Raw genomic sequence first — 21,418 nt, 5'->3', positions numbered from 1 at the left:
CCCGGTCGTCCAGGCCCGCGTCCTTCGCGCGCTGCACGGCGATGGCGTGCTGTTCCTTCGAGAGCGTCACGCCGACGACCCGGGCGCCGTAGTCCTTCGCCAGTGTCAGCGCCATGCCGCCCCAGCCACAGCCGATGTCCAGCACCTTCATCCCCGGCTGCAGCCGCAGCTTTGCCGCGATATGATGCTTCTTGGCCAGCTGCGCCTCTTCCAGCGTCATGTCAGGCCGGCTGAAGTAGGCGCAGGAATACTGCCGGTCCTCGTCGAGGAAGAGATCATAGAGCGCGCCCGACAGGTCGTAGTGATGCGCCACGTTCTCCTGCGCCTTGCCGACCGGGTTGAACTGCGCCAGCCGCCGCAGGATGCGCCGCGAGGACGAGACCGCCCGATGCACCTGGCCGCGCTGCGCCCCTTCCGAGCGCAGGTTGACCATGGCCAGGGTGATGATGCCATAGAGATCGTCCCCGCCCAGTTCGATGTCGCCGGTCATGTAGCCCTCGCAGAAGGCCAGCTCGATGTCGGTGATCATCTTGCGCGGCAGGTCCGGGTCTTTCAGCGTGACGCTGACCTCGGGGGCGCCGGGGCCGCCGCCGAAGGACCGCTCGGTGCCGTCGGGAAAGGTCACCGTCAGGCGTCCTTTCCGGATCGCCCGATCCAGGAACGAAATGAGCAGGGCTTCCCACATGTCGCATCTCCCTCGCAGGGGTTTCGTCTTTGCGCTGGTCGGGGCAGGCTGCGGCGTCCGCAAGCGGGCGGGGCAGGGGCGGAGTGTCGGGCCGCGGTCGCCGGGGGCGGACCGCTGCGGTCCACCCGGGCGACGTCGGGCGCGACGGATCCGGGCTGCCGGACCATGCGCAGGTCCAGTCTGGCAGAGAATGGCAATACATGTAAATCACACGTATGCGGAGGTAATGTTCATGATTGCACAAATACCTCTCGCGACATCGGCGCAGCGCGCAGCCTGCGCGGAAAATGGGCGTCTGCCGTGGTGTCGTGCCATGGGGGGGGCGAGCGTGCCGGTGGGTGCCGGGGGCTCTGCCCCCCGGTGCGGCGGGGGCTCGATGCCCCCGGGGCGCCGCGCCCCTCGTCGGAGGGAGGCGGAGGAGGGGCTGCGAGGGCGTGGCCCGGCGCCTCCGCCGCGTTCGGAGCGCCTGTGCGACTTGACTTTCGCGCCGCTTCCGTGTGAACCGGCGCAGGTTGAGGACCGGCCCTTCCGGCCCGGCCAGCCCGCGCGAGACGAAAGAGGACACCGCCATGCATTCCTACCGCAGCCACACCTGCGCCGACCTGACCAAGGCCAACGTGGGCGATACGGTCCGCCTCTCCGGCTGGGTGCACCGGGTGCGCGATCACGGCGGCATTCTCTTCATCGACCTGCGCGACCACTACGGCGTGACGCAGGTGCTCTGCGATCCCGACAGCGCCGCCTTCGCCGCAGTCGAGAAGGTGCGTTCGGAATGGTGCATCCGGATCGACGGCGAGGTGAAGGCCCGCGACCACGAGCTGGTGAACCCCAAGCTGCCCACGGGCGAGATCGAGGTCTTCGTGCGCGACATCGAGGTGCTGGGCGCCGCGAAGGAACTGCCGCTGATGGTCTTCGGCGATCAGGAGTACCCGGAAGAAACCCGTCTGCGCTATCGCTACCTCGACCTGCGTCGCGAGGCGATGCAGAAGAACATGACCTTGCGGTCCGACGTCGTCAGCTCGATCCGCAAGCGCATGTGGGACAAGGGCTTCCGCGAGTACCAGACGCCGATCATCACCGCGTCGAGCCCCGAGGGCGCGCGCGACTTCCTGGTGCCCTCGCGTCTGCACCCGGGCAAGTTCTACGCCCTGCCGCAGGCGCCGCAGCAGTTCAAGCAGCTGCTGATGGTCTCGGGCTTCGACAAGTATTTCCAGATCGCGCCCTGCTTCCGCGACGAGGACCCGCGCGCCGACCGCTCGCCCACCGACTTCTACCAGCTGGACATGGAGATGAGCTTCGTCACCCAGCAGGATGTCTTCGACACGATCTCGCCCGTTCTGGCGGGGATCTTCGAGGAATTCGGCGGCGGCAAGAAGGTCGACGCGGCCGCCGACTGGCCGCAGATCAGCTACGCCGATGCGGCGCTGAAGTACGGCTCGGACAAGCCCGACCTCAGGAACCCGATCGAGATGCAGGTGGTCTCCGAGCATTTCGCCGGTTCGGGCTTTGCCATCTTCGCCAAGCTGCTGGAGCAGGACGGCACCGAGATCCGCGCCATTCCCGCGCCCACCGGTGGCTCGCGCAAGTTCTGCGACCGGATGAACGCCTTCGCCCAGAAGGAAGGGCTGCCCGGCATGGGCTACATCTTCTGGCGTGACGGTGCCGACGGCATGGAAGCCGCCGGTCCGCTGGCCAAGAACATCGGCCCCGAGCGGACCGAGGCGATCCGCCAGCAGCTGGGTCTGGGCGTCGGCGACGCGGCCTTCTTCCTGGGCGGCAAACCCAAGAGCTTCGAGGCCGTCGCGGGCCGCGCCCGCAACGTCATCGGCGAAGAGCTGGGCCTGACCGACAAGGACCGTTTCGCCTTTGCCTGGATCGTCGACTTCCCGATCTACGAGAAGGACGAGGAAACCGGCAAGCTGGACTTCGAGCACAACCCCTTCTCGATGCCCCAGGGGGGCATGGAGGCGCTGCAGGGCGACCCGCTTGAGGTCAAGGGCTTCCAGTATGACCTCGCCTGCAACGGCTACGAGCTGGTCTCGGGCGCGATCCGGAACCACAAGCCCGAGATCATGTTCAAGGCCTTCGAACTGGCCGGCTACGGCGAAGAGGAAGTGATCAAGCGCTTCGGCGGCATGGTCAACGCCTTCCAGTACGGCGCCCCGCCGCACGGTGGCTGCGCCGCCGGGATCGACCGCATCGTCATGCTGCTGGCCGAGGAACAGAACATCCGCGAGGTCATCCTGTTCCCGATGAACCAACGCGCCGAGGACCTGATGATGTCGGCCCCCTCCGAACCGCTGCCCGAGCAGCTGATGGAGCTGAACCTGCGCGTCATTCCGCAGGAGTAAGCACCCTTGGACAGAGTTGCGAAAGGCCCCCGGATCGCTCCGGGGGCCTTTTGCGTTCCGCTTCGGCGCGGCCCTTTCCAAGCGGCGGCGTATTGCCTATCGTCGCGGTGATCGAGTGCCGGGACAAGGAACAGAGCATGAGCCAGGATCGCCCCGTGTGCCCGCTGGTCGAGACCTGGCAGGCGCCGCCCGCGCCGCCGCGCGACCTCGTGCTGGAGGGGCATCATGTGCGCCTGGTGCCGCTGAAGGCCGAGGCCCATGCCGCGTTGCTGTTCAACGCCTACGCGGATCAGGACTGGATCTGGGATTACATGCCCGTCGGCCCGTTCCACTCGGCCTCGCAGTATCACCGCTGGGTGCGTTCGGTCGAAGAGGGGCCCGCGCTCTTCCTGGCGATCGAGGATCACGCCAAGGGGGTGGTGGGCGTGGCCTCCTACCTCAACATCGTGCCCGAGATGGGCTCGGTCGAGGTCGGCAACATCGCCTTCGCGCCTGCGCTACAGGGCACGGTCTCGGCGACCGAGGCCATGGTGCTGATGATGAACTGGGCCTTCGAGGCGGGGTATCGGCGCTATGAATGGAAGTGCAACGCGCTGAATATCCCCTCGCGCCGCGCGGCGCAGCGGCTGGGTTTCAGCTACGAGGGCGTTTTCCGCCAGCACATGGTGGTCAAGGGCCGCAACCGCGATACCGCCTGGTTCGCGGTGACCGATACCGACTGGCCCGCCCTGAAAGAGGCCTATGCGGTCTGGCTGAACCCGGCCAACTTCGACGAGACCGGCCAGCAGCGCGAACGCCTTTCGGACCTGACCCGGCTGGTGCGGGTCAGCTCGGACCCCGAGCTTTAGTTACAGCACCATGTCCGAGGCGGCCCAGTCCCAGTAGAGCGCACGCACCCTGGCCGACATCGGGCCGACCGGATAGGTGGTGTCCTCGAAGGCGGTGACGGGGGTGACCTTGTTGAGGTTGCCCGACAGGAAGATCTCGTCCGCCTGCTCGAAATCGGCATAGGTCATCACGGTTTCATGCACGCTCACGCCATCGGCGCGCAGGTTGGCGATGTGGCGGGCACGGGTGATGCCCGACAGGAACGTGCCATTGGGGATCGGGGTGAAAACCTCTCCGTCCTTCACTGCGAAAACGTTGGCGGTGGCGCTTTCGGCGACATTGCCCATGGCATCGCAGACCAGCGCATTGCCGAAACCGCGCGCGCGCGCCTCGGCCAGCATCCGGCCGTTGTTGGGGTAGAGCGCCCCGGCCTTGGCATCGGTCACCGCGCAGTCCAGCGTCGGGCGGCGGAAACGCGTCTTGCAGAGCGTGGTGGCGGCCTCGGGCGCGGCCATGGGGATTTCCTCCAGCGCCAGGCAGAAGCCGGTGCCCAGGCCATATCCCGGCTGCACCACGGTCTCGTTCCCCATCAGGGCCCAGTACATCGGGCGGATGTAGACGGCAGCGCCCTTGTCGAAGCGCGCCAGGCCTTCGCGGGTCAGGGCGATCATCTCGTCGACGCCGACCGTGGGTTCGATCATCATCGCCTCGGCCGAGCGGTTGACCCGTTCAAGGTGCCGGCGCAGGTCGGGCATCTTGCCGTCGAACATCCGCGCCCCGTCGAAGACGGTCGAGCCCAGCCAGGCACCGTGATCCCCGGCCTTCATTACCGCCAGGTCGCCCTGGTGCCATGTGCCGTCGAAATAGGTGTGGATCTGGCCTGCCATCGTCGTCTCCTTGGTGGGATGCCACCGGGATAGGCCATCGACGCGGGCGAGGGAAGGCGGGAAATCCGGGCCGTGCCAGTGCCACTGCGCCAGTCTGACCCTGCGCAGCCCGACCCCGGCCGGGGGCAGGGCGCCCCGCGACGGCCCCGCATCCGCCGAGAGGGGTCCGATCTGCGCACCCAATTCCCCGGCCTGGGGGCCGGGGACAGGGTGCTGAAAAGGGAGTCTTGGAAATGGTCGGCGTCGCGGCGTTCGGGGGGGTGAACCCCGCGGCGCCCGGGTCTTCACCGGCAAGATGACGCGGATTTGCGACAGTACGGTGACGCAGGGCGCAACCTTCGGTAACAAATCCGCACCGAGATCATTTTGTGGGCTCTGCCGCGGCCAGCAGCGCCTCGAGATCCAGCGGCGCATTGTACATGGCCAGGCTGCCATCGGGCTGGCGGGGCCATTCGGCCTCGGGCTTGTCCCAGTAGAGCTCGACACCGTTGTCGTCCGGGTCGCGCAGGTAGAGCGCCTCGCTGACACCATGGTCGGCGGCGCCGTCCAGGCTTAGCCCGGCCTCGCGCACCCGGCGCAGCGCATCGCCGAGGGCGGCGCGGGTCGGGTAGAGGAAGGCGGTGTGGTAAAGCCCGGTGTGACCGGCGGGCGGAGGGGTGGCACCCTTGCTCTCCCAGGTGTTGAGGCCGATATGGTGGTGATAGCCCCCTGCCGCGAGGAAGGCGGCGCCGGGGCCATATTGCTGCGTCACCTGGAACCCGAGGACGCCGGAATAGAAGTCGATGGATTTCCCCAGGTCCGAGACCTTCAGGTGGACATGGCCGATGCGGGTCGCGGGATGGACAGGATTGCTCATTGCAGGAACTCCTTCAGTTGTCGTGAAGCTAGTCCTGTTGATCTGTCCACACCAGACGCATCGCAGCACCTCTCATGTGCGCAAATGCGAAGGGCGCCCGGAGGCGCCCCTGCTCCCCGACACTCTGCGCCGGTTCACGAACGGATCATGCCGACGATGTCATAGGTCTTCTTCAGGATCGGCTCGGCGATCTCTCGGGCCTTCTCGGCGCCCTTGCCGATGATCGCGTCGATCTCGTCGGGGGCTTCCATCAGCCGGGCCATCTCGGTCGAGATCGGCGACAGGTGGGCCACGGCGATATCTGCCAGCATCGGCTTGAACTCAGAGAACTGCTTGCCGCCCACTTCCGCCAGCACGCTGTCCACGTCCTTGCCCGAGAGCGCGGCGTAGATGTTGACGAGGTTGCGCGCCTCGGGGCGATCCTCGAGGCCCTTGGCCTCGGAGGGCAGGGCCTCGGGGTCGGTGCGGGCCTTGCGGATCTTGTTCGCGATCGCGTCGGCATCATCGGTCAGGTTGATGCGGGCCATGTCGGACGGGTCGGACTTGGACATCTTCTTCGAGCCGTCGCGCAGCGACATGACGCGGGTCGCCGCCCCCTCGATCACCGGCTCGGTGACGGGGAAGAAATCGACGCCGTAGTCATTGTTGAATTTGATCGCGATGTCGCGGGTCAGCTCGATATGCTGCTTCTGGTCTTCGCCCACGGGCACGTGGGTGGCGTGGTAGACCAGGATGTCGGCGGCCATCAGCGAGGGGTAGGCGAAGAGGCCCAGCGAGGCGTTCTGCTGGTTCTTGCCCGCCTTGTCCTTCCACTGGGTCATCCGCTGCATCCAGCCCATGCGGGCGACGCAGTTGAAGATCCAGGCCAGCTGCGTGTGCTCGGGCACCTGGGACTGGTTGAACAGGATCGCCTTCGCCGGGTCGAGCCCCGAGGCGATATAGCCGGCGGCCAGCTCGCGGGTCTGGCGGCGCAGGGCCTCGGGATCCTGCCAGACGGTGATCGCATGCAGGTCGACCATGCAGAAGATCGTCTCGAAGCCCTCGTTCAGCCCGCGCTCTTGCCAGTCCACGAAACGACGCATGGCGCCGAGGTAGTTGCCCAGGGTCAGCCCACCCGAGGGCTGGATTCCCGAGAACACCCGGGGCTGGAATTTCGTGGTCTGGTTCGCGCTTGCGTCGGACATCTCCGCACTCCTGTCAGCGGCCACTGGTAAATGTGCCTGCGCTGGCTTACCCATGCCCCGAAAGGGCGTCAACCGCACAGCGGGACGGCCACGAGGAGAGGATCGGCCAGGCATGTACGACGACAACAACCCCAGCGAAGCCCCCGTCAACCCGGTCGCCCCGGTGATCGTGCTGATCTTCATCGTGATGATCGGGATCGAGGGGCTCTTCTCGCTTGGCAGCTCGGGGCTGATCGGCGGCGCGCAGGCGGTCGGCTGGCGGCTCGGGGCGCTGAACGACTACGCCTTCTCCTCGGCCTTCCTCGACTACATGCTGCAGACCGGAGACCTCTCGCCGCGCTACGCGATGCGGCTGGTCACCTATTCCTTCGTCCATGCCAGCTTCCAGTCCGCGCTGATCGGCGGGGTGATGTTCCTGGCGCTCGGCAAGTTCGTCGGCGAGGCGATGAAGGCGCCGGGGCTGATCGCGCTGTTCCTGCTGAGCACACTCGGCGCGGCGCTGGTCTTCGGGCTGGTCGCGCCGGAAGGGGACTGGCTGATGGGGGCCTTCCCGGCCACCTACGGCATGATCGGCGCCTACAGCTACATCCTGTGGATCTACTACCGCGCCGCCGGGCAGAACCAGATCGCCGCCTTCCGGCTGATCGGCATCCTGATGGCGCTGCAACTGCTGTTCGGGCTGTTCTTCCAGACCGGCCTCGGCTGGGTGGCCGAGCTGACGGCCTTCGTCATCGGCTTCGCGCTGGCACCGCTGCTGCTGCCGGGGGGCTTTGCCCGGCTGCGAGAGAAGCTGCGCCACGGCTGAGGCCCCTGTGAGGGGCCGGCATCCCCGGGGGGAGGGCGGTCAGAACATCTCGGCGGGCAGCAGGGGGAACCAGCGGGCAAAGCGGCGGTTGCGGGCTTCGGGCCAGGGCAGCAGGAAGGTCTTGCGCTGCTCGGGCGCCCGGGCGGCCTCTTCCGAGGCAAGGCGGGTCCAGTCGGCGGCCCGGCGCGGATTGATCCCGGCTTCGGCACCGCGCAGCCAACTGGCCACCAGCCGCTCGCGCGCCTGGCGGATCTGCCCGGCATCCTGGAACTGCACCGAGGCCTCGGTATCCCATCGCATCGAGCGCCCGTTGAGATTGGCCGAGCCGATGATGCCCACCCGGTCATCCACCAGCGTCACCTTGGAATGCAGGTAGACCACCGGTGCCCCGTGGATCGGTTTGGGCGTATTGGGCGGCGCGGGGCGGGGCTGGGCCGGGGCCAGCACCGCCAGCCGGTCACCGAAGGCATCGCGCAGGTGGTTGAGGCAGCGCAGTTGCAGCGCCTGCTCGTGCCGGGCGTCCAGCGATTTGGCACCGTCGAAAATCACCCGCTCGGGTTCCGAGGGCAGGATCAGTACGCAGTTCAGCTCGGGCCGGGCGCGAGCACGCCGGGCCAGGGCGCGGGCCAGTGGCATGTGGCGGAAGAACTGGGTTTCCAGGTAGACTAGGCGTTCGGCGATTTCGAAGGCGGCCAGGTGGGCCTCTTCGTGCTCGGTGATGCGCGCGCGCGGACCGAGGCGCAGCGGCCCCGACCGCGCCTCGGAGAGGGTGCGCAGCAGGCGCGGCCCGACGGCTGAGCGTCGCTGAGCGGGCAGCGGGCCGCGGGCGCATTCGGCATCGGGCTCGGCTGCGAAGGAGGTCGAATTCGAGGTGATAGCGCGTTGCCAGCATTCGGCGAAATGGCGGCGGATCGCGCGGCAGACAACGCCAGTGACGGCGGTCGAGACATCGTGCCAGGTTTCTTCGGCGCGGCGGTCGTGATCCTCGTCATCCCAGCGGCGTTCGTCGATGTCGATGCCGCCGATCACCGCGCGCCGGCCATCGGCCACGGCGAACTTCTGGTGCAGCGTCGCCGGGCGCAGCCGCATCACCCCCTGCAGGGCGCGCAGTTGCGGCGGGGTGAGCCGGTCGGGTGACCAGCGCCGCAGGTCCTTCTGCGCGGCGCGGATCCGGCTGCGGAAGATCCGGTTCCATATCTTGGCGGCGCGCCCCTCGTGCCGCGCGACCAGCACTTCGGCGCCGAGGAAATCCTCGCGTTGCCGGGCCTGAGCCTCTTTCAGCAGGGCCTGGGCGAAGCCCTTGCCGCTGTCCCAGGCCGCGCGATGCAGGTCGGGGGTGAAGACCGGGTCGAAATCGGCGATCAGCAGCCGCACCCTGACCCCGCGCGCCGCCACATGGGCAATGAGCTGGCCCCAGGTCTCAAGCCCGAGGTCCTGCGCCGCCGTGCTGCGCAGGCGGGTGCGGGGATCGAAGATGCGGAAAGACATCAGGATTTCCTCGCGCGCCTCGAGACAGAGGGTTTCGAGGGCGGGATACATCTCGGCCGCGGTCACCAGGAGGGCAAACTGGGGGGCGAGATCCTTGTCTTTGGGCATCGGGGGTGGGGGCCTCTCGGCAGGAGGAGGGTGTATGCAGGGCAAACGCGCCGCAGAGCCGTCAGGTTCCCGCCTTTCGCCGCCGAAGCGCGCCAGTGAAATCGGACAGCCGGAAAGCGCCGACCAGGGGGCCGGCAACGAAGTAGGTCACCGCTCCGCCCAGGACCAGCAGCAGCAACGCAAGATAGCGGATGTAATCCGCCGTCAGCCAGGACGCCAGCAACAGCTTTGCGACCCAGAGCACCGCGCCCATGATCAGCGAGGCCAGCAGGATGCGCGGCGCGCGGGCCCGGAAGCGGGCATCGAAGCGGGCGGCCTCTCCCATGTGGCCGGCGCCGAAGTGCAGCGCGGCCAGCATGACCCAGCCGGCCAGGGTGGTGGCCAGGGCACAGGCGATCCAGCCGATCAGCGGTGCAAGGCCGATGGCGGCGGCGGCATTGGCGACCATTGCCAGCAGGGCGTAGTTGAAGGGGCGGCGGGTGTCTTCGCGGGCGAAGTAGAGCGGTTGCAGCACCTTCTGCAGCACGAAGGCGGGCAGGCCGGCACCGTAGACAGCGACCGCCAGGGCGATGGCGGCGCTGTCCTCGGGGCGCGCCGCGCCGCGTTCGAACAGCACCGAGACGATGGGCAGGGGGATCACCACCAGCGCCACGGCGCAGGGCAGGGTCAGGGCCAGCGCCAGTTCCCCCGCGCGGGACAGGGCGTTGCGCGATCCGGCGCTGTCCCCGGCCTTCAGGCGGCGCGAGAGGTCGGGCAGCAGCACGATGCCGATGGCGATGCCGACCACGCCGAGCGGCAGCTGGTAGAGCCGGTCTGCGGTGAACAGCCAGCCGACGGCGCGATCGAAGTAGCTGGCGACCTGCTGACCGACCAGCAGGTTCACCTGCACCACGCCCCCCGCCAGCGCGGCGGGGATGGCGACGCGGATCAGCCGCTTCAGGTCGGGGGTCAGGCGCGGCCGGGCAGGGCGGATGGAGAAGCCCGCGCGGGCGGCGGCACTCCAGAGCAGGGCCAGCTGTGCCACGCCGGCCACCGGCACCGCCCAGATCAGCGCCAGCCCGAGGTCGAGCCCCAGCGGGGGCGCCAGCAGCAGCGTGCCGACCAGCAGCACGTTCAGCAGCACCGGCGCGGCGGCGGCGGCGGCAAAGCGGCCCGCTGCGTTCAGCACACCCGACAGCAGCGCCGCGAGAGAGATGAACAGGATGTAGGGAAAGGCGATGCGCCCGTAGGTGACTGCCAGCGGGAACTGCTCGTCGCCCTTGAAGCCCGAGGCCAGGGCCAGGATCAGCCAGGGCATTGCCGCCTGGGCGAGCAGGGTCAGCAGGATCAGCACCGAGGCGAGGCCCGCGAAGGCCTCGTTCATGAAGCGCTGAGGGTTGTCCCCGGCCTCGAGCTTCTTCGAGAAGATCGGCACGAAGGCCATGTTGAAGGCCCCTTCCGCGAAGAAGCGGCGGAACATGTTGGGCAGCCGGAAGGCGACGATGAAGGCCTCGTAGACCGGTCCGGTGCCGAGGGCGGCCAGCAGGATGATGTCGCGCGCCAGCCCCAGCACCCGGCTGAGCATGGTCCAGAGCCCGACGGTGAAGATGCCGGAGACCAGACGGATGGGGTTCAAGACCGTGCCCTTTCCTGCCCGGCCGCGATGGCCTCGCGCAGCTTGGCTTCAAGGGCCTTCTGCTTGGAGTCCGAGAAGAGTTTCAGCCCGAACATGTCCTTGACGTAGAAGGTGTCTACCACCTGCTCTCCGTATGTTGCGATCACCGCCGAGCTGATCTGCACGTTCGAGGCCGCGAGGGTGCGGGTCAGGTCGTGCAGAAGACCGGGGCGGTCGCGGGTATCGACTTCGATGATGGTGTAGATCTCGGATCCCTCGTTGTCGAAGGCCACGGATGTCGAGACCTTGAAGGCGCGTTCGCGCTTCTTGATCCGGTCGCGGTCCTGCATCGCTTCGCGGGTCACCACCTCGCCGCGCAGGATCTTGTGGATCATCTGGGTCAGACGGGGCAGGCGCGAGGCCTCGTAGGGCGCGCCCTCGGCGTCCTGTACCCAGAAGGCCGCCGTGGCATAGCCGTCGACGGTCGTGTAGGTGCGCGCATCCACCACGTTGGCCCCGACCAGGGCCAGGGCGCCCGAGAGGCGGGCGAAGATGCCGGGGTGGTCGGCCATGGCGAACAGCGCGCGGGTGGCGTCGTGGTCGTCATCGGCCTTCAGGTCGATGCGGATTTCGTCCACCGGCAGCCCGCCGCGCAGCATCCCGGCGAAAGCCGCCTGGGTCGAGACATGCAGCCCCTGCCAGTAGGGCGGGTAATGGCGGGCCAGCTCGCGCTCGATATCCTCCTGGCTCCAGCCGATGAGCTTCTCGGCCAGCATGCGCTGTGCCTCCTGCCCGCGATGGGTGCGGTTGAGTTCCTCAAGCCCGGTTTCCAGCGCCTTGCGGGTTTGGCGGTAGAGAGTGCGCAGCAGCTGCGCCTTCCAGTTGTTCCAGGTGCCGGGGCCGACCCCGCGGATATCGCAGACGGTCAGTACCGTCAGCAGGTCCAGCCGGTCGCGGCTTCGCACGGCCTTGGCGAAATCGCGCACCGTGCGCGGGTCGGCGATGTCGCGTTTCTGCGCCATGTCAGACATCAGCAGGTGATAGCGCACCAGCCATTCGACCGTGTCACATTCCTCGGGCGTCAGCCCGAGGCGCGGCGCCACCTTGCGGGCGATCTTGGCGCCCAGCACCGCGTGCTCTTCCTCGCGGCCCTTGCCGATGTCGTGCAGCAGCAGCGCCACGTAGAGCACCCGGCGGTTGACCCCCTCGGCGAGGATCGTCGAGGCCACCGGCAGCTCTTCCTGCAGGTCGCCATGCTCGATCGCGGCGAGGTTCGAGATACATTGGATGGTATGCTCGTCCACCGTGTAGTGGTGGTACATGTTGAACTGCATCATTGCCACGATGGGCTCGAATTCCGGGATGAAGGCGGCCAGCAGGCCCAGCTCGTTCATCCGGCGCAGGCCGCGCTCGGGATTGCCGTGTTTCAGCAGGGTGCCGAGGAAGATCTTCGCCGCCTCGGGATCCTCGCGCATCGCATCGTCGATCTTGTCGAGATTGGCATGCACCATCCGCATCGCGTCGGGGTGCAGAAGCATGCCGGTGCGCAGTCCTTCGTCGAAGACCCGCAGCATGTTCATCTTGTCCTTGAGGAAGCTGTCCTCGTCGGCAACGGCAAGGCGGCCGTGCACCACCTTGTAAGGGGCGCCGATCTTCGGGCGACGGCGGAAGACGCGTTCCAGCATGGCGTCGCCCTTGACGTTCTCGGCCTCGAGCTGGGTCAGGAAGATGCGGGTCAGCTCACCGACGGCATTGGCCTGGCGGAAGTAGGCCTGCATGAAGTGCTCGACCCCGCGACGCCCGCCACGATCCCTGTAGCCCATGCGTTCGGCGACCTGGACCTGCATGTCGAAGGTCAGCTGATCCTGCGGACGGTTCGCCAGCAGGTGCAGGTGGCAGCGCACGGCCCAGAGGAAATCCTCGGCCTTCTGGAAGGTCGCGTATTCGTCGCGGGTAAACAGCCCGAGACGTACCAGTTCGCCCACCGACTGCACGCCATGGACGTACTTGCCGATCCAGTAGAGCGATTGCAGGTCGCGCAGCCCGCCCTTGCCCTCCTTGACGTTGGGCTCGACCACGTAACGCTGGCCGCCCTGCTTCTGGTGGCGGTTGTAGCGCTCTTCCAGCTTGGCCTCGATGAACTCCTTCTCGGTGCCCTTGAAGAGATCCGACCAGAGCTTGTCGTTCAGCTGGTCGACCAGCGGGGCATCGCCGGCCAGGAATCGGGTTTCCATCAGCGCGGTGCGGATGGTGTAGTCCTCGCCACCCAGTTTCAGGCATTCACGGATGGTCCGGCTGGAATGGCCGACCTTCAGGTGAAGGTCCCAGAGGACATAGAGCATGGCCTCGATCAGGGCCTCGAGCCCCGGCGTGATGGCCTTGCGGGTCAGGAACAGCAGGTCGACATCCGAGAAGGGGGCCATCTCGCCACGGCCATAGCCGCCGACGGCGCAGACGGCGAAATCGCCGAGCTGTGCGGTGGTATCGGCAGGCAGGCTGGCGCGGGCCTGTGCCAGCACCTCGATCAGGATGCAGTCGGTCAGCCAGGTATAGGCGCGGGTGGTCTTGCGGGCGGCGAAGGGCTCGGCGGCCAGCCCCTCGGCAATCGCGGCGGCCCCGGCAAGGCGGGCGGCGTTCAGCCGGGCAACGACCTGGGTCCGGGCGCGGGTGGCATCGGGGGTGCTGTTGCGGATCCCTTCCAGCTCGCGGGCGAGGGCGTGGGGGTCCAGAATCTCATGCGCCGGACGAATGAGGTCGTCCGGCAGGCTCAGCATCTTGTCCATGGGGCATCCATTCGGGTGCGGCGCCCGCACCGCCCCCCGGAAGGGGGCGGGCGGAGGCTGTGGCGGGGCGGATCAGAAACCGGCCCCGGAGAAGCTGCGCGGTGCCGGGTCGATGACCTGGACCTGGCGGTTCTGGATCGTCGCCACGGCAAGGCCACGTTCGTTGGTGCCGTCGGGCAGCAGGCGGAATACGCCGCCGACGCCCTGGAAGCCCGATCCCTGGGTCAGCCCCGAGGCCGAGAGCGCATCCGAACGGCCCTGGCGCACCAGCGCACCGATGGCGGCGATGCCGTCGAAGGCCAGCCCGCCGATCGGGTGCGGCGCCGCGCCGTAGGCTGCGGCGTAGCGGGCGTTGAACTGCGCCGTCAGGCCCGGATCGGGCAGGGCGAACCAGCCGCCCTGGACGCCGGGCAGGTCCAGCGTCTGCGGCGGGATGTCCCAGCGTGTCAGGCCGATGTACTGGATCTTGTCTGCCCCTAGCCCGTTCTCGGGCAGCATCTGGGTGAACAGGGGCAGGGCGCCGGCGGTATTCGCGGTCAGGAAGATCGCATCGGCACCACCGGCCGCGGTGCCGCCTCCGGCGGCTTGCCGCACGGAGGGCACGGCATTCAGCACGCCCTGCTGCGAGAACTCGTAAGGCACGGTGCCGACCACCGAGGCGCCGTTGCGCAGCGCGGCGCTCTGGACGGCGCTGGCGCCGGCCTGGCCTTCGGGCGTCTGGCCGTGCACCAGCACGATGCGGCCCTTGTTCTGGGCGACTGCATAGCGGGTCAGACGGTCGGCGGTGTTCTGGAAGGTCGGCCCGAGGACGAAGACATTGCCGCCCGCGATCTCGGGGTTGTTCGAGAAGGCCAGCACGTTGACACCGCGCGAGGCGGCGACGCGCCCGGCGGCATTGGCATTGGCGGCATAGACCGGCCCGAGGATGATCTTGGCGCCATCGCTGATCGCCTGCGAGGTCACCGCAGCCGTGACATCGGCACTGCCCTGGGTGTCATAGACGCGCAGGTCGATCTGCACGCCGTTCAGCTCGGAGGCGGCGAGGCGGGCGGCGTTTTCCAGGCTGGCGGACAGGATCGCATCGCCCGACTTGCCCGAGCCCTTGGGGACCAGCAGCGCGACCGGAACCGGCTGGGAGGTGTTGATGCTGGGCCCGGTGCCGCCCATCGAGACCGGCTGGCAGGCGGTGGCCAGGGCCAGGGCGGGAAGGGTCAGCACCAGGGTGCGGCGCGAGGCGCGCAGGCTGCGTCGTGGCGCGGCTGCGCCTTCGGTCCGGGTGTCGCGGGGGGCCTGGTCCCGGCCGGTCAGTGCCTTGCGGGCGGCGCTCAAAAGAGCGAACATGGGGATCTCCTCGGGTCCGTCGGCCCCGTGCGGCCCCTGGGGGCCGTCCGCGGCGTGAAAGTCTTACGTCGAAATAATAAACCTATCGTTCAAAGGGTCCAGAGATGAATGCCGAAAGCGCGAAACTGGCGGCGGGCCTCTACCTCGTGGCCGTCCCCATCGGAACGGCGCGGGACATCACGCTGCGTGCGCTGGACGTGCTGGCCTCGGCGGATGTACTGGCGGCAGAGGACACGCGCTCGCTGCGCCGGCTGATGGATATCCACGGCATTTCACTCGGCGACAGGCCGCTGCTGGCCTACCACGACCACTCGGGACAGAAGATCCGCGCCCGGCTGATGGCCGAGGTGGCTGCGGGCAAGTCGGTGGCCTATGCCTCCGAGGCCGGCACGCCGCTGATCGCCGATCCGGGCTATGACCTGGCACGACAGATGCGCGACGAGGGGCTGGCCATCACCTCGGCTCCCGGCCCCTCGGCGGTGATCACCGCGCTGTCGATCGCCGGGCTTCCGACCGACCGTTTCCTGTTTGCCGGCTTCCTGCCCTCGGCGGCGGGGGCGCGCAAGAGCGCGCTCATGGACCTGCGCGAGACCCGCGCGACGCTGGTGCTTTATGAATCCCCGAACCGGATCGCCGCGAGCCTCGCCGATGCCGCCGAAGTGCTGGGGCCGGAGCGGCAGGGCGCGCTCTGCCGCGAACTGACGAAGCGCTTCGAGGAAGTCCGCCGCGGCACCCTGGCCGAGCTTGCGGCAGGCTGCGAGACCGATCCCCCGCGTGGCGAGATCGTGCTGCTGATAGATCGCGGAGATTCGGAGAATATTAGCGACTCTGACCTAGAAGGGTCGCTGAGCGCTGCGCTGGAACGGCTGTCGGTGCGGGATGCGGCGGATGAAGTCGCGGCCCGGTTCGATCTGCCCAGACGCAAGGTCTACCAGATGGCGCTGAAGCTGACCAAGGGCTGAAGGGAACGCGCATGGCCGAGGTACTTGAATTCCGCAATCCGCGGGTGGACCGCGGCCGCTGTGCCTATCTCTCCGGACTGGCCGCCGAAGACAGTGTCCTGCGCCACTATGAAGGTCTTGGGGCGACGCTGGAACGGGGCCGCTACCGTGGGGCCGGGGCAGAGATCGACCTGATCCTGCGCGAGGGCGACACGCTGGTTTTCGTCGAGGTCAAGGCGGCGCCGACCTTCGATCAGGCGGCGCAGCGGGTGCGCTGGTCACAGCTGCACCGCATCATGCGGGCCGCTGAGGCCTACGGCGCCCGTTGCGGCGGGTTTCCGCCGCAGATGCGCATTGACGTGGCGCTGGTCGACGGACGGGGCATGGTGCAGATCCTCGAAAACGTGAGCATGGCCGCCTGAGCAGCCATTGCAGTGTCGGCCGGGATGGGTCATCACCGAGCGGTGAGATCAGCCGGAGGCCTTCCCAGATGAAAATCGCGTTCCAGATGGACCCTATCGGTGCCGTCAACATCAATGCCGACAGTTCCTTCCGTCTTGCAGAAGAGGCGCAGGCGCGCGGGCATGAGCTGTTCTATTACCCGCCCGAGAACCTCTCCTACCAGGAGGGCCGGATCATGGCGCGGGGGCACCGGATGCAGGTGCAGCGCGTGGCCGAGGCGCCGGCGGTGCTGGGCCCGGAAGAAGAGGTCGACCTGGCCGATTACGATGTCGTCTGGCTGCGGCAGGATCCGCCCTTCGACATGTTCTACATCACCACGACGCATCTGCTCGAGCGGATCCATCCGAAGACACTGGTGGTCAACGACCCCTTCTGGGTGCGCAACTCGCCCGAGAAGCTGCTGGTGCTGAACTTCCCCCAGCTGACCCCGCCGACCACCGTGGCCCGCGACCTCGCCACCATCCGCGCCTTCAAGGAAAAGCACGGCGACATCATCCTGAAGCCGCTCTACGGCAATGGCGGCGCCGGTGTCTTCCGCCTGACGCCCGATGACCGCAACCTCTCGTCCCTGTTCGAGCTGTTCACCGGCTTCTCGCGCGAGCCGCTGATCGTGCAGAAATACCTGCCCGCCGTGACCAAGGGCGACAAGCGGGTGATCCTCGTCGACGGTGAGCCGGTGGGGGCGATCAACCGGGTGCCCGCCGCGGGCGAGACGCGTTCCAACATGCATGTGGGGGGGCGCCCGGAAAAGGTCGGCCTGACCGAGCGCGACCTGGAAATCTGCGCCACCATCGGCCCGGTGCTGAAGGAAAAGGGCCAGATCTTCGTCGGGATCGACGTCATCGGCGACTGGCTGACCGAGATCAACGTGACCTCGCCGACCGGCATCCAGGAGCTCGAGCGCTTCGACGGCGTGAACATCGCCGAGAAGATCTGGCAGGCCATCGAGGCCAAGCGCGGCTGACATCCCGTGGCGCCGGGGCACGTGCCCCGGTCGCCCGGCAGCGGGTCAGGGCCTGCTTCGGGACTGGTCACGGTCGCGAGAGGTGAAGCCGGGAGACACGGGCCCGATCGCCTCTGGCAGCACACGACAGCGCCGCGTGGCTTGGCCCCTCGCGGGCCTCAAGGAGGGAGGCGCGCGCAAACGTGAGGATTTTCGTGCCGGCATGGCCCGGAAGGGCTTGCCTTCGCCCGTGATCCAGCCTCTCAGCCTCTCAGCCTCTCAGCCTCTCAGCCTCTCAGCCTCTCAGCCTCTCAGCCTCTCAGCCTCTCAGCCTCTCAGCCTCTCAGCCTCTCAGCCTCGTGCCCAGCGGGGCGCGCTGCCGTCGCCCGGGTGGCAGTGGCAATCGTGGCTGCAGCGTGGTTCGGAGGCACCTTTCGGCGACATGAGCGTTGGCAGTGCGCTGAGCGATGAAACGGTTCGCCAGTATTGGGCCAATTCTGGGGCCAGTCTTGGGAACGCTCGGCGCCGATGGGCGGCGGCAGCGGCGGCTCCCCCGGCGTGTCGTCACGGCAGAACGCCGATGGCCCCCCTCGCTGTTCCGGCACCGCGGAGGGGAGCTGGTCTGCGCGCGGTACCGTCGCGCCAGCGATCTGCCCTGGCATGGGGCTACCCGGCCATGCCCGCGACGCGATAGGCCAGGGCTTCGGCGATATGGGGGCGGCGGATGTCCGCGCTGCCCTCGAGGTCGGCAATGGTGCGCGCGACGCGCAGGATCCTGTGATAGCCCCGCGCCGAAAGGCCGAAGCGCTCGGCGGCGCGGACCAGCAGGTCACGGCCCTCGGCGTCGGGGGAGGCGAAGCGGTCCAGCAGGGCCCCGGTCAGGTCGGCGTTCAGCAGTCGCGGCCCGGCCTCGGCGTGTCGCCTGGCCTGGCGCAGGCGGGCTGTCGTGACCCGCGCACGGACCTCTTCCGAGCTGTCGCCCGCAGGCGGCAGGTCCAGCTCGTAGACCGGCATCTCGGGCACCTCGAAACGCAGGTCGAAGCGGTCCATCAGCGGCCCCGAGATCTTGCCCATGTACTTCTCGGAACACTTCGGCGCCTGCGAGCAGGCCCGGTCGGGATTGGCCAGGTAGCCGCAACGGCAGGGGTTGGCGGCGGCGATCAGCAGCACCCGGCAGGGATAGCGAACATGGGCGGCGGCGCGCGACACGGTGACCTCGCCGCTCTCCATCGGCTGGCGCAGGGTGTCGAGGACGCCGGGGGCGAATTCGGGCATCTCGTCCAGGAAGAGCACGCCGTTATGGGCCAGCGAGATCTCGCCCGGCTGAGCCCCCCGCCCGCCGCCGATGATCGCGGCGGTCGAGGCGGTGTGATGCGGTTCCATGAATGGGGGCGCGCTGGAGATCGCGCCATCGAGCAGCCCTGCGAGGGACTGCAGGATCGAGGTTTCCAGCGCTTCCTGGGCGTCGAGATCGGGCAGGATGCCGGGCAGGCGCCTGGCAAGCATGGATTTGCCCGCACCGGGCGGGCCGATCATCAGCAGGTGGTGGCGCCCGGCGGCGGCGATCTCGAGGGCGCGCTTGGCCTTTTCCTGGCCGCGCACGTCGCGCAGGTCGGGGGTGTCGCGGCTGCGCCGGACGCTGCCGGCCTCGGCCTCGGGCAGGGGCGTCTGGCCGGTCAGGTGGCGGACCAGGTCGGCAAGCGAGGGGGCGCCGATGACACGGGTCGCGGCGCTCCAGGCGGCCTCGGCGGCGGAGCCCGCGGCACAGAGCAGCCCGCGCGCGTCACCGGCGGCGGCCATCGCGGCGGGCAGGGCCCCGGCGACGGGGATGATCTTGCCGTCCAGGGACAGCTCTCCCAGCGAGGCGTGTTCTTCGGCCACTTCGGGCGGGATCACCTTCAGCGCGGCCAGGATCGCAAGGGCGATCGGCAGGTCGTAGTGGCTGCCCGCCTTGGGCATGTCGGCGGGCGAGAGGTTGATGGTGATTCGCTGTGACGGCAGGGCAATGCGCATGGCCGAAAGCGCCGCGCGGACCCGTTCGCGCGCTTCCGAGACCGCCTTGTCGGGCAGGCCGACGATGGAAAAGCCGGGCACCCCGGGCGAGAGCGCGCATTGCACCTCGACCGGGGCGGCCTCGGCGCCGTGGAAGGCGACGGTATAGGTTCTCGGAACCATGGACTCCCCCTGTGGTTGGCCCATGGTTAAGAGAGGATCGCTTAGGACTTCGTTAACGTCGTCCCGGCGGGCGGAGGTCAGCGCGCAATCAGGGCCATGACCGAGGGCCAGGCCTCGGCGTCGTTCACCGATTTGTCGCGGCAGGTCGGATTGCAGAAGCCCACCGTGGTGCCGTCGATCTCGGCCAGGTCGGTGACGGGCTGGCCGGAGAAGGGGCAGGCGTCGTTGACCGGCGTGCCCTGGCTGACGGCGCGGGCGGGCAGGGGGGCGGGCCCGGGCCAGGGGCCACGCGGCAGGTCCATGGCGTAGGGGTCGTGGGCGAAGGTCTCGATCAGCGCCAGCGCGCGCCAGCGGCGGATCGCGGGATGGGCCAGCATGGCGCGGGTGTAGGCCGCGAGCCGGGGCGAGACGGTCAGGCCGTAGCCGGCAATGCGCATGGCGACCGGGGCATAGAAGCAATCCGCCAGGGACCAGTCGCCGAAGATCCACGGCCCTTCGGCGCTGCGCTGCGTTTCAGCATAGGCAAAGAGCTGGTCGAGACGGGCGAGATCGGCGGCTACCGTGTCTGAGGCCTCGAAGCCCTGGTACTGGCAGAGCAACTGCATCGGGCAGGCGCTGCGCAGGGCGGCGAACCCGGCATGCATTTCCGACACCAGCCAGCGCGCCGCCATGCGCGCGCCGGGATCGGCGGGCCAGAGACCGGCCTCGGGGAAATACCCGGCGAGGTGCTCGGCCATGGCGAGGGTCTCGCCCAGCACATGGCCTTCCGGAGAGCGCAGCACCGGCACCAGCCGGGCGGGGGCGAGGCCATGTCCGGCCAGTTCCTCGGCAAGGTTGCCACCGTAGAGATCGACCATATGGGTCTTGACCGGCAGGCCGAATGTCTCGAACATCAGCCAGCCCCTCAGGGACCAGCTGGAATAGGTGCGTGCCGCGATGAAAAGCGCGTGGGGGTGGCCTTGGGGCATCTGTCTCTCCGCTGTTGTGGCGACAGGGTAAATCAGGTTTAATATCACGAAAAATGATATTTTGAGCGTATTTCAATCACGGAATGTGATTTATTGGGCCCATCGAGACCGGGCCCATCGAGACCGGGCGCTCGCCCCGCGTTCCGCCCGCTGTCCGCCGCCCCTGCGGGCCAAAGGACAGGCAGGTGACCGAGAGCGGCTCGATCTTCTGGGCCAGCACCTCGCGCGGGGGGCAGGCGCGGTGCCGGGCGATCTGGCCGAGGATCACGGCGAAATGGCAGACGACGATCAGGTCGCCGCCCGCGGCCACAAGCCTGTCCAGCGCCGCCGAGCAGCGGGTTTCCATGTCATTCCAGCTTTCGCCCCCGGGGGGGCGGGCAACGCCGGGGTCGGTCCAGAAGGCCCGGGAAATCTCGGGGTCGCGGGCTTCGACCTCGGTCGCGCTCAGCCCCTCCCAGTCGCCGAAATGCAGCTCCCTCAGGGCGGGTTCATCGGGCAGGCGCTGGCGGCCGGGGGTGGCGAGGGCATCGGCGGTGGTGCGGGTGCGGGTGAGATCCGAAGAGACCAGCCGCGCCGTCGCCGGCAACCAGTCCGAGAGGCGCGACAGCCTGGCCCCGTCGGAGAGGTCCGCGGGCAGGTCGGTCCAGCCGATCAGCGCCTTGGCATGGGTTGGGCCGTGTCGGACCAGGAACAGGCGGCTCATGCCCTGCCACCGGCCAGCAGCTCGGCGCCTTTCAGCACGTTGGGCAGGCCGGCCACCACCTGCACCACGCAATCTGCCTGTCGCGCCAGCGCGATGTTCAACCGCCCCTGCGCCTCGCGGAAGCGTCGGGTGAGCGGGTCGGCGGGCACGATGCCCTGACCGACCTCGTTCGTAACCGTCACCAGGGGGGCGGGGTGGCTGGAGAGCGCGACCAGCAGGTCGCTCTGCGCCTGCGCCAGATCGCTGCCTGCGAAGAGATGGTTCGACAGCCACATGGTGGCGCAGTCAAAGAGCACCGGCAGATCCCCGCCGAGGG

General features: G+C 68.4%; 18 protein-coding genes. 6 read left to right on the top strand and 12 right to left on the bottom strand.

The window, feature by feature from the left end; all coding sequences use genetic code 11:
- A partial coding sequence (locus OS124_RS0112580; RefSeq protein ID WP_010140027.1) for a class I SAM-dependent methyltransferase occupies positions 1-685 on the bottom strand: 685 nt, incomplete at its 3' end.
- Positions 686-1,254: 569 nt separating this feature from the next.
- Here OS124_RS0112580 and aspS point away from each other — a divergent pair.
- Together aspS and OS124_RS0112570 are read left to right on the top strand one after the other, a co-directional pair.
- On the top strand, positions 1,255-3,036 hold the full coding sequence (aspS, locus tag OS124_RS0112575) for an aspartate--tRNA ligase (RefSeq protein ID WP_010140026.1): 1,782 nt from the start codon (positions 1,255-1,257) through the stop codon (positions 3,034-3,036).
- 137 nt (positions 3,037-3,173) lie between these two features.
- Positions 3,174-3,884 (top strand): GNAT family N-acetyltransferase, encoded by a 711-nt coding sequence (locus tag OS124_RS0112570; RefSeq protein ID WP_010140025.1) that lies wholly within the window; start codon positions 3,174-3,176, stop codon positions 3,882-3,884.
- Here OS124_RS0112570 and OS124_RS0112565 read toward each other — a convergent pair whose 3' ends face one another.
- From OS124_RS0112565 to trpS, 3 genes are all read right to left on the bottom strand, one after another.
- Entirely contained in the window at positions 3,885-4,751 is an 867-nt protein-coding gene (locus tag OS124_RS0112565; RefSeq protein ID WP_010140024.1) for a branched-chain amino acid aminotransferase, read from the bottom strand. It lies immediately after the preceding gene.
- Positions 4,752-5,112: 361 nt separating this feature from the next.
- Positions 5,113-5,607, bottom strand: a complete 495-nt coding sequence (locus OS124_RS0112560; protein ID WP_010140023.1) for a VOC family protein — start codon at positions 5,605-5,607, stop codon at positions 5,113-5,115.
- Between the two features lie 134 nt (positions 5,608-5,741).
- Positions 5,742-6,791, bottom strand: a complete 1,050-nt coding sequence (gene trpS / locus OS124_RS0112555; protein ID WP_010140022.1) for a tryptophan--tRNA ligase — start codon at positions 6,789-6,791, stop codon at positions 5,742-5,744.
- Between the two features lie 112 nt (positions 6,792-6,903).
- On the opposite strand from trpS, the gene OS124_RS0112550 reads away from it, so the two are divergent.
- Positions 6,904-7,596, top strand: coding sequence for a rhomboid family intramembrane serine protease (locus tag OS124_RS0112550; RefSeq protein ID WP_010140020.1), 693 nt, complete (start codon positions 6,904-6,906; stop codon positions 7,594-7,596).
- A 39-nt stretch (positions 7,597-7,635) separates the two neighbouring features.
- On the opposite strand, the gene OS124_RS0112545 is transcribed toward OS124_RS0112550, so the two are convergent.
- The 4 genes from OS124_RS0112545 to OS124_RS0112530 all read right to left on the bottom strand — a co-directional run bounded on the left by OS124_RS0112545 (position 7,636) and on the right by OS124_RS0112530 (position 14,910).
- Entirely contained in the window at positions 7,636-9,192 is a 1,557-nt protein-coding gene (locus OS124_RS0112545; protein WP_010140019.1) for a phospholipase D family protein, read from the bottom strand.
- Between the two features lie 61 nt (positions 9,193-9,253).
- Complete coding sequence (gene murJ, locus OS124_RS0112540; RefSeq protein WP_010140018.1) at positions 9,254-10,807, bottom strand: murein biosynthesis integral membrane protein MurJ; 1,554 nt, start codon at positions 10,805-10,807, stop codon at positions 9,254-9,256.
- Entirely contained in the window at positions 10,804-13,569 is a 2,766-nt protein-coding gene (locus OS124_RS0112535) for a [protein-PII] uridylyltransferase (protein WP_010140017.1), read from the bottom strand. The genes murJ and OS124_RS0112535 overlap by 4 nt, the downstream gene beginning before the upstream one ends.
- 72 nt (positions 13,570-13,641) lie before the next feature.
- Positions 13,642-14,910, bottom strand: coding sequence for a penicillin-binding protein activator (locus tag OS124_RS0112530; protein ID WP_010140016.1), 1,269 nt, complete (start codon positions 14,908-14,910; stop codon positions 13,642-13,644).
- 104 nt (positions 14,911-15,014) lie between these two features.
- Here OS124_RS0112530 and rsmI point away from each other — a divergent pair, with 104 nt between their 5' ends.
- The 3 genes from rsmI to gshB all read left to right on the top strand — a co-directional run bounded on the left by rsmI (position 15,015) and on the right by gshB (position 17,277).
- A complete protein-coding gene (gene rsmI / locus OS124_RS0112525; protein WP_010140015.1) occupies positions 15,015-15,872 on the top strand; it encodes a 16S rRNA (cytidine(1402)-2'-O)-methyltransferase in 858 nt (285 codons plus the stop codon).
- An 11-nt stretch (positions 15,873-15,883) separates the two neighbouring features.
- Complete coding sequence (locus tag OS124_RS0112520) at positions 15,884-16,273, top strand: YraN family protein (RefSeq protein ID WP_010140014.1); 390 nt, start codon at positions 15,884-15,886, stop codon at positions 16,271-16,273.
- 68 nt (positions 16,274-16,341) lie between these two features.
- Positions 16,342-17,277 carry a glutathione synthase gene (gene gshB / locus OS124_RS0112515; protein WP_010140013.1) on the top strand — a complete coding sequence of 312 codons (936 nt, stop codon included), beginning with the start codon at positions 16,342-16,344 and terminating at the stop codon, positions 17,275-17,277.
- Positions 17,278-17,922: 645 nt separating this feature from the next.
- Here the strand turns inward: gshB and OS124_RS0112510 are convergent.
- From OS124_RS0112510 to OS124_RS0112495, 4 genes are all read right to left on the bottom strand, one after another.
- On the bottom strand, positions 17,923-19,431 hold the full coding sequence (locus tag OS124_RS0112510) for a YifB family Mg chelatase-like AAA ATPase (protein ID WP_010140012.1): 1,509 nt from the start codon (positions 19,429-19,431) through the stop codon (positions 17,923-17,925).
- A 77-nt stretch (positions 19,432-19,508) separates the two neighbouring features.
- On the bottom strand, positions 19,509-20,399 hold the full coding sequence (locus OS124_RS0112505; protein ID WP_010140011.1) for a glutathione S-transferase: 891 nt from the start codon (positions 20,397-20,399) through the stop codon (positions 19,509-19,511).
- Positions 20,400-20,475: 76 nt separating this feature from the next.
- Complete coding sequence (locus OS124_RS0112500; protein WP_010140010.1) at positions 20,476-21,102, bottom strand: histidine phosphatase family protein; 627 nt, start codon at positions 21,100-21,102, stop codon at positions 20,476-20,478.
- Positions 21,099-21,418, bottom strand: a 320-nt coding sequence (locus OS124_RS0112495) for a bifunctional adenosylcobinamide kinase/adenosylcobinamide-phosphate guanylyltransferase (RefSeq protein WP_010140009.1), incomplete at its 5' end; no start/stop codon positions are given. The genes OS124_RS0112500 and OS124_RS0112495, both read right to left, overlap by 4 nt.

Origin of the sequence: Oceanicola sp. S124, from assembly GCF_000220565.1 — a bacterium.
Taxonomy (GTDB): Bacteria; Pseudomonadota; Alphaproteobacteria; order Rhodobacterales; family Rhodobacteraceae; genus Pseudooceanicola.
This window is presented reverse-complemented; position numbering and strand designations above follow the sequence as displayed.

Coding starts and splice junctions, on each gene's coding strand:
- aspS (WP_010140026.1), top strand. CDS start 1,255: ATGCATTCCTACCGCAGCCACACCTGCGCCGACCTGACCAAGGCCAAC.
- OS124_RS0112570 (WP_010140025.1), top strand. CDS start 3,174: ATGAGCCAGGATCGCCCCGTGTGCCCGCTGGTCGAGACCTGGCAGGCG.
- OS124_RS0112565 (WP_010140024.1), bottom strand. CDS start 4,751: ATGGCAGGCCAGATCCACACCTATTTCGACGGCACATGGCACCAGGGC.
- OS124_RS0112560 (WP_010140023.1), bottom strand. CDS start 5,607: ATGAGCAATCCTGTCCATCCCGCGACCCGCATCGGCCATGTCCACCTG.
- trpS (WP_010140022.1), bottom strand. CDS start 6,791: ATGTCCGACGCAAGCGCGAACCAGACCACGAAATTCCAGCCCCGGGTG.
- OS124_RS0112550 (WP_010140020.1), top strand. CDS start 6,904: ATGTACGACGACAACAACCCCAGCGAAGCCCCCGTCAACCCGGTCGCC.
- OS124_RS0112545 (WP_010140019.1), bottom strand. CDS start 9,192: ATGCCCAAAGACAAGGATCTCGCCCCCCAGTTTGCCCTCCTGGTGACC.
- OS124_RS0112535 (WP_010140017.1), bottom strand. CDS start 13,569: ATGGACAAGATGCTGAGCCTGCCGGACGACCTCATTCGTCCGGCGCAT.
- OS124_RS0112530 (WP_010140016.1), bottom strand. CDS start 14,910: ATGTTCGCTCTTTTGAGCGCCGCCCGCAAGGCACTGACCGGCCGGGAC.
- rsmI (WP_010140015.1), top strand. CDS start 15,015: ATGAATGCCGAAAGCGCGAAACTGGCGGCGGGCCTCTACCTCGTGGCC.
- OS124_RS0112520 (WP_010140014.1), top strand. CDS start 15,884: ATGGCCGAGGTACTTGAATTCCGCAATCCGCGGGTGGACCGCGGCCGC.
- gshB (WP_010140013.1), top strand. CDS start 16,342: ATGAAAATCGCGTTCCAGATGGACCCTATCGGTGCCGTCAACATCAAT.
- OS124_RS0112510 (WP_010140012.1), bottom strand. CDS start 19,431: ATGGTTCCGAGAACCTATACCGTCGCCTTCCACGGCGCCGAGGCCGCC.
- OS124_RS0112505 (WP_010140011.1), bottom strand. CDS start 20,399: ATGCCCCAAGGCCACCCCCACGCGCTTTTCATCGCGGCACGCACCTAT.
- OS124_RS0112500 (WP_010140010.1), bottom strand. CDS start 21,102: ATGAGCCGCCTGTTCCTGGTCCGACACGGCCCAACCCATGCCAAGGCG.